We start from the raw sequence: 13259 nt of genomic DNA on the forward strand, positions 1-13259 counted from the left end.
CATGGCGATCCGCATCGAATGGGGTGTGGCGTACGCGGCGGGCAAGAAGTGTCACGATCTCGCGGGTGAGCTGTCGCTGGCTTTCGGTCCGCTGCATTCAACCCTTGTGCACAATTGCAAAGGTATGGCCGGTGACGCGCCGGGTTGTTTGCAGTGGGCTCAGGAATACGACACCGCCGCCGCAGACTTCACGCGCGCCGCTGCCGCTCTGGTCAACGCGCTCGCGCATTACGGCGACGTGCTCTACGCGTACGGCTGGAACTACGCGGTCAGCCAGCGCCCGACCAACATGCCGGAAAAACCCGTCGAATCCTCGCTCTACTACGACACCGAGATGGATATGCCCGCCGCGACCGGTGCCAATGGTCTCGGTGCCGAGCAGCGTGACGGAGACTCCGATCTCTACAACAGATTCGTCGACAAGATCCGCGACGAGCTCGGCGCGCTTCCCAACGGCGACACCGATCGACTCGCCGCTGCGGCATCCGCCTGGAAGACCTTCAACGGCAACGCCGCAGTCACCGGAGCGGCGGACAGCGTCGGCACCGTCATCGCCTTGTTCGAGACCCTTAGCGATCCGAACAAGGACACGTTGCTGGCCCAACTGGGTTCGTTGCGCCAGGGCGCGACCGACCTGGCGTCGGCTGGATTGTCCATCGGCACCGCCGTCGAGGACTACAGCACGGGAACTTCCGAGGTCCGCAGCGCCATCAGCACGATCCTGAGCACGGCGATAATCGGTGTCACCGTTACCGCGGTGGTCGGCGTCATCGCCGCCTGCTTCACATTCGGCGGAGGCGGCGCCGCGGCCGCCGGAGGCATCGGCGCGATCATCACCAACACCCTCAACGCGTGCCGCACCGCCTACGAAGGCAGCAAACTCATCCGCATCATCGGCCTGTTGGGCCGCCTCGGTCCCAATGCGGTGGGTGTCGTCACCGCCTTCAACACCGCCAAGAACATCCAGACGCTCACCGGCACCCTGGCCACCATCCTCGCGATCAAGGTCGCGATCGACAGCATGGACGAGGGGGAAAATGCCGGTGGAGGAGGCTCTGAAGCGGGAGCGGCAGTTCCCAACAAGGCCGTCACCGACGAGATGGCGAGAATGCTCGCGGAAGGAATCGATGACGGCCTCGATTGCTCTGAGATCGCCGCGCGTTTCGAGAAGCTGGCAGGCGGTGAAGGTGAAATGTTGAAGGTGCTGCCACCTGCCGGAGAGCAATTGCGATTGAAGGAATTCGGAGTGTGGGAGAACTTCGACTATCATCAGATATTCACCGATGGAAAGTATGTGTATGATCCGAGGGTGGATCCAAATCCTATCCCGATAGACGTATGGCGAAACGGTATTCTGGGTGATAATCCCAAGGCGACGATCGAGAAGACGGAATATTGAACTCACAAGATCTGATCGACCGTCTCAGGCAGTTCGGTGATTTGGAATGGTTCAGGCATTCCGGTGGGGTGGATGTCGATGGTATCGCGGTGCCGCCATTGCTTGTATGGAGGTTTTCTGAACCTCGCCCGATCGGATTGATCGACGTCTTTCGCGAAATCGTCAGCGATCCGAACCTGGAAGTAGATTGGTCGTTTGACGCCGAACGGAGAAATTGGGTCCTCATGCCCAGTCTGCTATTGGCTGAGCGGGCGAAGCGACGCTTGGGGACCGCGGCGGAGGCGCGAAGCATTTTGATGGCGGAAGATCAGGATTTCTGCCGTAGATCGGTATCCGATTTGGATCGTATCGTCAATGCTCTGGATCGGATCGCTGGCGAATTTTCAGGCTGAGGATGTCCCGTAAGTTGTTTAGTGGCAACAGGTATCGTGTCGACGGGGGTGTCGAGATGGCCGGGGTAGGACTCTGGCCAACCTCGCCCACGCCCGCTGATTCCTGGCCGGTGGGAGCCGGGGGCGAGCGGGACGGGATCCAGTTGGCGGACGCGTGGGCCGCGCACGTCGAGAAGATCGATCGGGACCGGGCGCTCGCGTGGTCGGACCCGACCGTGTGGAACGAACACGATCTCTGTGCCGCGCTTCTGATCCGGGATCGGGTGCGGGAGGCGGTGCGGGCGCTGCCGGGCCGATCGCGCGGGACCTGGCGCGGAGGGGTGGAGCCGCCGGCGGGTAACCCCGCGGGTTCCGGCCCGGTGGGCGGGGGGCGTTTCCACAGAGTGGAGTCCGTGTTGATCGGGAGTATGTGAGCGCATAGAGTTTGGCGGGTACACGTTCTCAGGGCGGGGTGGAAGTCCCTACCGGCGGTGATGGTGTCCGGACCGACCCGGGCGCACGGGCCCGCGAGCGCCGCGTTGTCCTCGGACAGGGCGGGTCAGCAGATTCCGGTGTGAACCCGGAGCCGACGGTCATAGTCCGGATGGAAGAGAACGCGACACGGGCGTACCTCCGCTGCGGCGGCGGGCCGGCCGTGCCGTCTTGCCCTGGGTGACAACACGAACAGGAGCAGGACATGTCACCCATCTCTAGCCGAATCGCTCTGGTCGCCGCGCAGTGGCACAGCGAGATCGTCGGGCAGGCCGTGGAGGCCGCCCGCATCGGGCTCGCGGACCGGGGTTACGAGATCGACGTCATCGAGGTGCCCGGCGCCTTCGAAATCCCGCTGCAGGCAAAGCGTTTGGCCACCAGCGGCCGGTACGCGGCGATCGCCGGCCTGGCGCTGGTCGTCGACGGCGGCATCTACCGCCACGACTTCGTCGCGGGCACCGTCGTCGACGCCCTCATGCGGGTGCAGCTCGACACCGACGTCCCGGTGTTCTCCGCGGTGCTGACCCCGCACCACTTCCACGAGCACGCCGAACACCGCGACTACTTCACCCGCCACTTCGTGGTGAAGGGCACCGAGCTGGCCAACGCGATCGCGGCCACGCTGGCCCTGGAGCCGGTCGCCGCGAACTGACAGCTGCCGCTGCGCGGTGCACACCGCGCAGCGGCATTCCGGCCTCAGTCGTTGCGGCGGTAGCGAAAAAGGTTGGCAGGCAGCCGATCACGCGTCGCCGCGAAGCAACTCGCGGTCGATACCGATACGCCCGCCTGCTCGGCGATGCGAGCGCTCACCTGCGAGCGCGACATGGGCAGGGCTCATTCGTCATAGTGGCCACCGACCTGGACAATCGCTATCTCGGTGTCGGTCACGTAGTAGATGAGCCGGTGCTCCTGAGTGATACGCCGAGACCAGTGCCCGGCGAGTTGGTGTCGCAAGGGCTCGGGTTTTCCGATTCCGGTGAACGGGTCGGACAGCGCGGCGTTGATCATCTTGTTGGCAGCTTTGAGGACCTGGCGGTCGCGCGCGAGCCAGCTCTCGTAGCTCTTCCAGCCTTGATCGGTGAAGGTCAGCTTGCGATCCGGCATGCTCACGCCCCGGGTTTCGCGCTGCCTGTCGTCGTATGCCGCTGTAGTAGTTCTTGCGCGAACTCCGTGGTCGCGTCGTCATCGAGCAGTAGTGCAACGAGCTGGTACAGGACTTCACGGTCCCGGATGAGACGGGTGAGCGTGGGTTCGCCCAGCCCCAGGATCGCCTCTGCGATCTGCTCGGTCACCTGTTCGACCCGCATGAGTTCGGCCGGCGTCGCATCGTCGTCGTCGGGGTCGATGAGGGCGTGGACGCTGGTGCGGCCCGCACGCGCGTCGGCGGCGGATTTCAGCAGCTGGATGCCGCCGTGGGTTTGCAGGACGTACAGGGTCTCCATGAGCGAGTTCCAGTCGGCCTCGGCGATCAGGACCGCGTTTTCGCCGGTCTTGGTGACGACTGTGAGGGTGTCGTGATCGTCGTTGACCTGTTTCACGAGACCGAAGAGGTTTTCGCGAACCTTGGAGATCGGGAGCGAGGGCATCTGGGCCACTCCTTCGTGACGATAGTTGTACGACTTATCGTACGTCGTACTCGTACAACATGTCGTACGAGTATCGATCCCCGGTCGAGTGCCGCCGCACGCGGGCCGATCGAAGCCGGACAGGCGAAGGCCGCCGACGCGCAGTGCAGGCTGCGCGCCGGCGGTTCCGGATTCCAACCGAGATTTGGGCAGCTCAGGCGGGAATCAGGCTTTTTTCGGGGGTGGCCGAGGGGGCCGGGGTGGCCGGGTGGTCGTCGACCATCGTGGTCTCGTCGAAGGGGATCCGGCGGTCCAGGACCGCCTGCACCCGGAGGGGATCGATCGTCTTGGTCCAGGTGCCGATCAGCACCGTCGCGACCGCGTTGCCGGAGAAGTTCGTGACCGCGCGGGCCTCGGACATGAACCTGTCGATCCCGACGATCAGGCCGACGCCGTCGAGCAGGTCGGGGCGGTGGCTCTGGATGCCGCCGGCCAGGGTGGCCAGACCCGCGCCGGTCACGCCCGCCGCGCCCTTCGAGGCGACGATCATGAACACCAGCAGGCTCAGCTGCTCGGACCAGGACAGCGGCTGGCCCATCGCGTCGGCGACGAACAGCGTGGCCATGGTCAGGTAGATCGCGGTGCCGTCCAGATTGAACGAATAGCCGGTCGGCACAACGACACCCACGGTCGGGCGCTCCACGCCCAGATGCTCCATCTTCGCGATCAGGCGCGGCAGCGCCGACTCCGACGACGAGGTCGCCACGATCAGCAGATACTCCCGCGCCAGAAAGCGCACCAGCTTGAAGATCGACACCCCGGCCGCCGCCCGCAGCAGCGCACCCAGCACCCCGAACACGAACACCACGCAGGTCAGATAGAACGCCACCATGAGCAGCGCCAACTGCTTGACCGCGTCCAACCCGGTGCGCGCCACCACGTTCGCGATCGCGCCGAACGCGCCGATCGGCGCCAGCCACAGGATCATGGTGAGCACCCGGAACACCAGCTTCTGGATCAGCGCGACGCCGCGCAGCAGCGGTTCACCCGCCGTGCCCATGGCCTGGATGGCGAAACCGACCAGCAGCGCGATGAACAGCGTCTGCAGCACCTTGCCCGAGGTCAGCCCGGACACCAGCGTGGTCGGCACGATGTCCTTGACGAAATCCCAAGTGCCGCCCGCACTGTGCGCGTCCTTCACGTACTTCGCGGTCTCCCCGGCATGCCCCGCCACATCCAGCCCGCTACCCGGATGCAGCAGATTGCCCACCACCAGCCCGATGGCCAGCGCCGCGGTGGACATGAGCAGGAAGTAGCCGATGGCCAGCCCGCCGACCTTGCCGATCCGCGCGGCCGCCCGCACCGAGCCGATGCCGAGCACGATGGTGCAGAAGATGACCGGCGAGATCATCATTTTGATCAGGTTCACGAACAGGGTGCCCAGTTCACCGACGGATTTGCCGAAGCCGGGCGCCAGCCAGCCGGCCAGCACGCCGGCCACCACCGCCACGATGACCGCCATGTACAGCCAATGGGTGCGGTCGCGGCGGGGCGCGGCTCCCGTGGGTTCGGCGCCCGCTCCCGGCTGGCCCGGCGGGTTCGGCTCTGCTGTGGCGGTTGTCGTCATCGCTGTGGATTCCTCGTTCCGAGTGTCTTCGATACCGATCCGAAGTCGAAGGTGTGAGCCCGTTCACACCGGCTCGTGAAGAATGATTACCCGGGCGGTGACGCCGATCACTGTTTCGTAAGTTTTGTTCACGCGGCACGAGTTCACGCGGCACGGAGGCACAGGTGAGCGTTCGAAGAACGGAGTCCCGGCGCACGCTGGCCGGGCAGGTGTTCGCGGTGCAGCTCGTGGTGCTGGCGGCGGTGATCGGCATCGGCACCGCGCTGGCGGTGCTGCAGACCCGCACCGCGCACGACGACGCCACCCGCGACCGCGTTACCGACATCGCGGTGACCCTCGCGCAGGCGCCCTCCACGCTGACCGCGGTGCGCGGCGCCGATCCGGTGTCGGCGCTGCAACCGGTGACCGAGAGCATCCGCGAACGCACCGGCGTGGACTTCGTGGTGGTCATGGCCCCGGACCGCACCCGCTACACGCACACCGATCCGAGCCGCATCGGAAAGCCGTTCAGCGGCACCATCGATCGCGCCCTGGCGGGCGAGACCTTCACCGAGATCTACACCGGCACACTGGGACCCTCGATCCGCGCCGTCACCCCGGTGCGCGACGCGGGTGGCGCGGTGGTGGCGCTGGTGTCCGCGGGCGTGACCCGCGAGCACATCGGCGATCAGGTGCGCGGCCAGCTGCCGACCATTCTGGCGGTGGCCGCCACCGGCCTCGTGCTGGCGACCCTCGGCGCACTGCTGCTGCGGCGCAGGCTCTTACGGCAGACCCACGGCCTGGCCCTGGCCGAACTGCGCGGGATGTACGAGCACCACGACGCCGTGCTGCACTCGGTGCACGAGGGCCTGCTGGTCTTCGACAAAGCCGGCGAACGCGCCGACGTGGTCAACGACCAGGCCCGCAAGCTGCTCGACCTGCCCGCCCAGGGCCCGGTGCTGCGCGGCGATCTGCCGATCTCGCTGCAGCGCTTGGGCGCCGACGTCGTGCGCGACGAGATGCACGTGACCCCGGATCGCGTCCTGGTGGTGAACCAGGACCTGGTCGAGCACGACGGCCGCCGCATGGGCACCGTCCTCACCCTGCGCGATCACACCGAATTGGGCGACGTGCTCGGCGAATTGGACTCGGTGCGCGGCTTCGCCGAATCGCTGCGGGCGCAGGCGCACGAGGCCGCCAACCGGCTGCACGCGGTGGTGACGATGGTCGAACTCGGCCGCGCCCGCGAGGCGGTGGCCTTCGCCACCGCCGAACTCGAACTCTCCCAGGCGCTCATCGACCGGCTCACCGGCGCGGTGGCCGAACCGGCGGTGGTGGCGCTGCTGCTGGGCAAGGTGGAACAGGCCGCGGAGAACGGGGTGGAGCTGACCGTGACCGGCGATACCCTGCTGGACAGCACGGACCCGCTCAGCGCGCACGAAATGGTCACGCTGCTGGGCAATCTCATCGACAACGCACTAGACGCGGTCGGGCACGACGAGGACTCCTGGGTCGAGGTGACTGTCCGGCGCGACGAGCCGCAGGAGCCCGGCGAACCGACCGAACTCCTTGTGCGCGTGGCCGATAGCGGCCCGGGCATGTCCGAGGAAGTGTTCACCCGCGCCACCGAGCGCGGCTACTCCACCAAGACCGACCACCACGGTCTGGGATTGGCGCTGGTCCGCCGCCTGGTGGCCAGGCACGGCGGCGAACTGCGCGCCCAGCGCGAGCCGGAATCCGGTGTGATCGTGCGGTTCTCGCGATGATCCGGGTACTGATCGTGGAGGACGACCGGGCCATCGCGGCCGCGCACAAGTCCTACGTCGAGCGAATTCCCGGCTTCGAGGTGGCGGCGGTCGCGCACTCCGGGCGCGAGGCCGTCACCGCCGCCACGAGGTCACAGAAGCGTGACGAATCCATCGACCTGGTGCTGATGGATATCGGTTTACCGGATATGAGCGGTCTGGCGGCCGCGGCGGCGCTGGCGGGCCTGCGCCCGCGCCCGGACGTCATCGCGGTCACCTCCGCGCGCGATCTGGCGATGGTGCGCGCGGCGGTGGCGCACGGCGTAGTGCTGTATCTGCTGAAGCCCTTTACGTTTTCGGCGTTCCGCGAGAAGCTCGAGCGCTACCTCGAATACCGGGCGGCGCTGCCCGCCGGCGAGACCGCGGTGTCGCAGCAGGAAATAGACCGGGCATTCGGTGCGCTGCGCACCACCGACGCGCGCGCGACCTCCCCGAAAGGCATTGCGCCACAGACGATGGCGGAAGTGTCCCGCGCGGTCCGCGCGTCGCCGGATGGAGTGTCGGCGGGGGAGTGCGGGCGAGTCGTCGGCGTTTCGCGGGTTACCGCCTGGCGATACCTGGAACGTCTCGCCGAAGACGGCGTGGTGGATCGGCGGACCGACTACGGTCGCACCGGGCGGCCACAAGTTCGCTACACGTGGTTGCACTGAGTTCGGATTTACCACCGGTTTGCCTGTGATGTGCGGTGACCCGTGTTACATGGTCAGTTGTCCGAGTTGTGACTGCTCACGATGTAACAGTTGCCACCTTCGGGGTCGGGCCAGTGGTGTAACAGACGTAAGGTACGTATATATCTACCTGCGAACTTTTGAGGTATCTAATTAGCGGGGCAAACGTGCAATTGGTCGGCAAACGGTCGGGTTCGCCGGATCCCAAACGTCACCTGTGGGTACTGGGGCTCATCGCCCCGATGAGTGCGCTGTTGCCGTCACAGCTGGTGTATTGGACGAAGGCAGAGGTGTTCTGGTGGATCGGGCCGGTCATCGTTCTCATAGTCATACCGGTACTGGACTGGGTCGTCGGGGAAGACGGCAGCAACCCGCGAGATGAGGATTACGAACTACTCAGCAACGACCGGTTCTACCGGTGGTGCACCTATCTGTTCCTGCCGATCCAGCTGGCGGGGCTGATCATCGCGGCGATCATGTGGGCCGGGGACGAGCTGTCGGTGGTGGACAAGCTGGGCCTGGCGGCCACCCTGGGCTTCGTGAGCGGCATCGGCATCAACGCCGCGCACGAACTCGGGCACCGGGTCGAGCGGCTCGAACGCTGGCTCTCCAAACTCGCGCTGGCACAGTCGGCCTACGGCCACTTCTTCGTGGAGCACAACAAGGGCCATCACGCCCGCGTCGCGACCCCCGAGGATCCGGCCAGCGCGCGCATGGGCGAGACGCTGTGGGGATTCCTGCCGCGCAGCGTGATCGGCGGGTTCCGCTCGGCGGTCGGCATCGAAAAGGCCAGGCTGCAGCGACGCGGTCACGGCTGGTGGAACTACCGCAATCACATCCTGCAGGCCTGGTCGATGTCCGTGGTGCTCTTCGGGGCGCTGCTGCTGGGATTCGGCTGGAAAATCCTGCCCTACCTGGTGATTCAGGCCGTGGTCGGGGTCGCGCTGCTGGAAACGGTCAACTATGTCGAGCACTACGGTTTGCTGCGGCGCCGGCGACCGAACGGCAACTGGGCGCGCTGCTCGCCGAGCGACAGCTGGAACAGCGACCGCCTGGTGACCAACATCTTCCTGTTCCATCTGCAGCGGCACAGTGATCACCACGCCAATCCGGGCCGCCGGTATCAGACCCTGCGCAGTTCGGAGCAGGCGCCGCAACTCCCGGCCGGCTACGCCACCATGATCCTGCTGGCGCTGGTGCCGCCGCTGTGGCGGTACGTCATGGACGCGCGGCTTCTGGCGCACTACGAGGGCGACGTCGCCCGGGCGAACATCCAACCGCGCAAGCGCGAGCGGATTCTCTCCCAGCACGGCATGGCGGTTGCCTGACACAGCGGCAGCCACGCGGTCCCGATGAACCAGGGGAGGGCATCGGGGTTCGGCGAACGTCGTGAAAGCGAAGCTCGCACCCCTACCGGGTGCGAGCTTTGCCGTGGGTGGGGGCAAGTGCGAACGCACCGACTAGCCTTGCGGGGGAAGCAGCCGACCAGGAGAGGCAGATGACGACCGCAGTGACCAGCATGATGACCGCCGACGTCCGCAACGGGATCGATTACAAGGTGGCGGATCTGTCGCAGGCCGAGTTCGGCCGCAAGGAGATTCGGCTCGCCGAGCACGAGATGCCGGGCCTGATGGCACTGCGTCGCGAGTACGCCGAGGTGCAGCCGCTGCGCGGCGCCCGCATCTCCGGCTCGCTGCACATGACCGTGCAGACCGCCGTGCTCATCGAGACCCTCGTGGATCTCGGCGCGGAGGTCCGCTGGGCCTCCTGCAACATCTTCTCCACCCAGGACCACGCGGCCGCGGCCGTCGTCGTCGGCCCGCACGGCACCGAGGACGAGCCCAAGGGCACCCCGGTCTTCGCCTGGAAGGGCGAGACCCTGGAGGAGTACTGGTGGGCCGCCGAGCAGATGCTCACCTGGCCGGGCGAGCCCGCCAACATGATCCTGGACGACGGCGGCGACGCCACCATGCTGGTGCTGCGCGGCGCGCAGTTCGAGAAGTCCGGTGTGGTCCCGCCCGAGGACGAGACCCACTCCGCCGAGTACAAGGTCTTCCTGAACCTGCTGCGCGCGAGCCTCGAGTCCGACGGCACCAAGTGGAGCAAGATCGCGGATTCGGTCAAGGGCGTCACCGAGGAGACCACCACCGGCGTGCTGCGGCTGTACCAGTTCGCCGCCGCGGGTGAGCTGAGCTTCCCGGCGATCAACGTCAACGACTCGGTCACCAAGTCCAAGTTCGACAACAAGTACGGCACCCGCCACTCCCTCGTCGACGGCATCAACCGCGGCACCGATGTGCTCATCGGCGGCAAGAAGGTGCTGATCTGCGGCTACGGCGACGTCGGCAAGGGCTGCGCCGAGTCCCTCAAGGGCCAGGGCGCGCGCGTGCAGGTCACCGAGATCGACCCGATCAACGCGCTGCAGGCGCTCATGGACGGCTTCGACGTCGTCACCGTCGAGCAGGCCATCGCCGACGCCGACATCGTGGTCACCTCGACCGGCAACAAGGACATCATCACCCTCGATCACATGAAGGCGATGAAGGGCCAGGCCATCCTGGGCAACATCGGCCACTTCGACAACGAGATCGACATGGCCGCCCTGGAGTCCTCGGGCGCCGAGCGGCTGAACATCAAGCCGCAGGTCGACCTGTGGACGTTCAAGGAGACCGGCCGCTCGATCATCGTGCTGTCCGAGGGCCGCCTGCTGAACCTGGGCAACGCCACCGGCCACCCCTCGTTCGTCATGTCGAACTCGTTCTCCAACCAGGTCATCGCGCAGCTCGAGCTGTGGACCAAGCCGGAGGAGTACGACAACGAGGTCTACCGCCTGCCCAAGCACCTGGACGAGAAGGTCGCCAAGATCCACGTCGAGGCGCTCGGCGGCACCCTGACCAAGCTCACCAAGGACCAGGCCGAGTACATCGGCGTGGACGTCGAGGGCCCGTACAAGCCCGAGCACTACCGCTACTGAGCTCGGCCGCGCGTCGCCGGATCACGGCGGCGCGCACCGCGCACGGCACGACCGCGGGTCGAACCGCGGGTCGGCCGCCGAGTCGAGAACGGCCGGTCACCCACTGGGTGACCGGCCGTTTCGCGCCCCGATCGAGCCGGGGTCGCGTCGCATCGCGGGGGCGGAAGCCGCCTAGATGCAGATGTCCAGCAGCGGGATCCACTGCTTGCCCTGCAGGGTGCACAGCGCCGCCTGGATCAGCTGGCTCGCGCTCGATCCGGTGCCCAGCGAACCCGACTGACCGGTGCCCGAGAGGGAGTCGAGCGAGCCGGTGCTGGGCCCGGCCACGGGCGCGGCCGGGGCCGCGACCGGTGCGGCGGTGGCCACGCCGGCGGTGGAGATGACCGCGGCGATGGCGAACGCGCCGACGGCCGCGCGCGGGATCTGGTGTGCAAGACGAGATTTCATGGGGCGCTCCTTGCGGGGGACAGTGCGTGGGACCCTACAAGAACTGAAGCGTCAGCATTTCAAAAACCGTCGAAAATTCGACATGTTTGGCGCATCGGGCCTATCGGGCACCGAACTCGCCTGCCCGGGCCGTGGCCCTGACCGCCGCGAGCCGCCGCGTTCGGAGGCTACCCCCGGTCGCACGCAGCACGCGGCCGGTCACCCGTGAGGCGACCGGCCGGTTTTAGTGCGTTGCTCTCCTTGCAGGGGGAGTGTGCGTCGCACTGTACCCACATCCGCCGGTCGTGCACCCGGTTATGAAGCAACTGCGTTTTGAACATCTGCCCCCAATTCTGCGGGCCCCGGCGTTCGCGACCGTGAATCGCGGCCCGGCCGGGGCGCTCTCGCACGCTCCGGGCGCTCTGCGGGCGCCCCGGGGCGCTCGAGGTCGAGCTCCGGGGCTCGCGCGGGGACGCCCGCCCCGGTTTGCCCGGGCATTCATTCGGTACTCTCGCGATCATGGGTGTGCTGGTTCCGGTGGAAGGGCTCGACGGTGCGGGTAAACGCACGCTCACCACGGCCGTCGTGGGCGAGCTGACCGGACGTGGACTGCGGGTGGCCACGCTCGCGTTCCCGCGGTACGGGGTCTCGGTGCACGCCGATCTGGCGGCCGAGGCGCTGCGGGGCGGGCACGGCGACGTGGCCGCGTCGGTGAACGCCATGGCGCTGCTGTTCGCGCTCGATCGCTTCGACGCGCGCGACGAACTCTCGAAACTGCTGGCGGACAACGACATCGTGCTATTGGACCGCTACGTGGCCTCCAATGCCGCCTATTCCGCCGCCCGGCTGGAACAGGACGCAACGGGCGAAATCGTCGCCTGGGTCGCGGAATTGGAGTTCGAGCGCTTCGGACTCCCGGTCCCGAATATGCAGATTCTGCTGGATGTCCCGGTTAATGTTGCCGAGGAGCGTGCTCGATCGCGCGGGGAGGCCGACGCGACGCGCGCGCTCGACGCCTATGAAAAAGACGGTGGACTCCAGCGGCGCACCGGAACGGTCTACCGTGAACTGGCCGAAATCAACTGGCACGGGACATGGTGGACGCATCGGACCGGTGACGATCCGGCAACACTGGCGGCGCGGATCGCGGAAAACGTTGCTGGATAGGGTTGGATGTGCGCCGACAGGTCACGAGTGTTGGCGTGGCGGCCTGATCGGAGCCGGGAAGGTGACAACATAGTCTTATGAAGCCCAAGATTCTGGTCGTCGACGACGATATGGCTCTCGCTGAGATGCTCACGATCGTCTTGCGGGGTGAGGGATTCGACCCTCACGTCGTCGGTGACGGCACACAGGCGCTTACCGCGGTCCGGGAGCTGCGCCCGGACCTCGTGTTGCTGGATCTCATGCTGCCCGGCATGAACGGCATCGACGTCTGCCGTGTGCTGCGTGCCGATTCGGGAGTGCCCATCGTGATGCTGACGGCGAAGACCGACACGGTCGACGTCGTCCTGGGGTTGGAGTCGGGCGCTGACGATTACATCGTCAAGCCGTTCAAGCCGAAGGAACTCGTCGCTCGCGTGCGTGCCCGCCTGCGCCGTACCGAGGAGGAGCCACAAGAGCTTCTGTCCATCGCGGACATCGTCATCGACGTGCCGGCGCACAAGGTGACCCGCGGCGGTCAGCAGATCTCGCTGACTCCCTTGGAATTCGATCTACTCGTGGCACTGGCGCGCAAGCCGCGTCAGGTGTTCACCCGTGAAGTCCTGCTCGAACAGGTCTGGGGTTACCGGCACGCCGCCGACACCCGCCTGGTCAACGTGCACGTGCAGCGGTTGCGCGCCAAGGTGGAGAAGGATCCCGAGAATCCGGAGATCGTGCTCACCGTCCGTGGCGTGGGCTACAAGGCCGGACCGCCGTGATCGCTGGCTCCAGAAACCGCGTACAGCGGTG

At 66.6% G+C, this 13259-nt stretch carries 14 protein-coding genes and 1 riboswitch; of the genes, 9 read left to right on the plus strand and 5 right to left on the minus strand.

The genetic code is table 11. The features are described from left to right. Position 1: 1 nt before the first annotated feature. From ABZ319_RS16945 to ABZ319_RS16955, 3 genes are all read left to right on the plus strand, one after another. A complete protein-coding gene (locus tag ABZ319_RS16945; protein ID WP_354987338.1) occupies positions 2–1399 on the plus strand; it encodes a hypothetical protein in 1398 nt (465 codons plus the stop codon). Further along, complete coding sequence (locus tag ABZ319_RS16950) at positions 1396–1791, plus strand: hypothetical protein (protein ID WP_354987339.1); 396 nt, start codon at positions 1396–1398, stop codon at positions 1789–1791. The genes ABZ319_RS16945 and ABZ319_RS16950 overlap by 4 nt, the downstream gene beginning before the upstream one ends. Before the next feature lie 433 nt (positions 1792–2224). Next, a riboswitch (FMN riboswitch) is annotated at positions 2225–2390 on the plus strand. 77 nt (positions 2391–2467) lie between these two features. Further along, on the plus strand, positions 2468–2914 hold the full coding sequence (locus ABZ319_RS16955; RefSeq protein WP_354987340.1) for a 6,7-dimethyl-8-ribityllumazine synthase: 447 nt from the start codon (positions 2468–2470) through the stop codon (positions 2912–2914). 44 nt (positions 2915–2958) lie between these two features. Here the strand turns inward: ABZ319_RS16955 and ABZ319_RS16960 are convergent, their stop codons facing one another. The 4 genes from ABZ319_RS16960 to ABZ319_RS16975 form a co-directional block, all read right to left on the minus strand. After that, positions 2959–3087 (minus strand): hypothetical protein, encoded by a 129-nt coding sequence (locus tag ABZ319_RS16960; RefSeq protein ID WP_354987341.1) that lies wholly within the window; start codon positions 3085–3087, stop codon positions 2959–2961. 9 nt (positions 3088–3096) lie between these two features. Continuing rightward, entirely contained in the window at positions 3097–3366 is a 270-nt protein-coding gene (locus tag ABZ319_RS16965) for a Txe/YoeB family addiction module toxin (protein ID WP_354987371.1), read from the minus strand. Positions 3367–3368: 2 nt separating this feature from the next. Beyond that, positions 3369–3848, minus strand: coding sequence for a type II toxin-antitoxin system Phd/YefM family antitoxin (locus ABZ319_RS16970; protein ID WP_354987342.1), 480 nt, complete (start codon positions 3846–3848; stop codon positions 3369–3371). A 193-nt stretch (positions 3849–4041) separates the two neighbouring features. Next, positions 4042–5349: a cation:dicarboxylase symporter family transporter gene (locus ABZ319_RS16975; protein ID WP_354987372.1), complete on the minus strand. Its 1308-nt coding sequence runs from the start codon at positions 5347–5349 to the stop codon at positions 4042–4044. 269 nt (positions 5350–5618) lie between these two features. Between ABZ319_RS16975 and ABZ319_RS16980 the strand changes: the two genes are divergently transcribed. The 4 genes from ABZ319_RS16980 to ahcY all read left to right on the plus strand — a co-directional run bounded on the left by ABZ319_RS16980 (position 5619) and on the right by ahcY (position 10880). Continuing rightward, complete coding sequence (locus ABZ319_RS16980; RefSeq protein WP_354987343.1) at positions 5619–7199, plus strand: sensor histidine kinase; 1581 nt, start codon at positions 5619–5621, stop codon at positions 7197–7199. Next, entirely contained in the window at positions 7196–7888 is a 693-nt protein-coding gene (locus ABZ319_RS16985) for a response regulator (RefSeq protein WP_354987344.1), read from the plus strand. Before ABZ319_RS16980 ends, ABZ319_RS16985 begins: the two co-directional genes overlap by 4 nt. A 260-nt stretch (positions 7889–8148) precedes the next feature. After that, positions 8149–9234: an alkane 1-monooxygenase gene (locus tag ABZ319_RS16990; protein WP_354987345.1), complete on the plus strand. Its 1086-nt coding sequence runs from the start codon at positions 8149–8151 to the stop codon at positions 9232–9234. A 170-nt stretch (positions 9235–9404) separates the two neighbouring features. Continuing rightward, on the plus strand, positions 9405–10880 hold the full coding sequence (gene ahcY, locus ABZ319_RS16995; RefSeq protein ID WP_354987346.1) for an adenosylhomocysteinase: 1476 nt from the start codon (positions 9405–9407) through the stop codon (positions 10878–10880). A 171-nt stretch (positions 10881–11051) separates the two neighbouring features. Here the strand turns inward: ahcY and ABZ319_RS17000 are convergent, their stop codons facing one another. Next, positions 11052–11327, minus strand: coding sequence for a hypothetical protein (locus ABZ319_RS17000; RefSeq protein ID WP_354987347.1), 276 nt, complete (start codon positions 11325–11327; stop codon positions 11052–11054). Positions 11328–11825: 498 nt separating this feature from the next. On the opposite strand from ABZ319_RS17000, the gene ABZ319_RS17005 reads away from it, so the two are divergent. Beyond that, a complete protein-coding gene (locus ABZ319_RS17005; RefSeq protein ID WP_354987348.1) occupies positions 11826–12473 on the plus strand; it encodes a dTMP kinase in 648 nt (215 codons plus the stop codon). Positions 12474–12550: 77 nt separating this feature from the next. After that, the gene (mtrA, locus tag ABZ319_RS17010) at positions 12551–13228 is read left to right on the plus strand and encodes an MtrAB system response regulator MtrA (protein ID WP_029931579.1); all 678 of its coding nucleotides are present in this window, start codon (positions 12551–12553) and stop codon (positions 13226–13228) included. Positions 13229–13259: the final 31 nt, after the last annotated feature.

It is taken from the genome of Nocardia sp. NPDC005978 (assembly GCF_040614455.1).
Lineage (GTDB): Bacteria > Actinomycetota > Actinomycetes > Mycobacteriales > Mycobacteriaceae > Nocardia.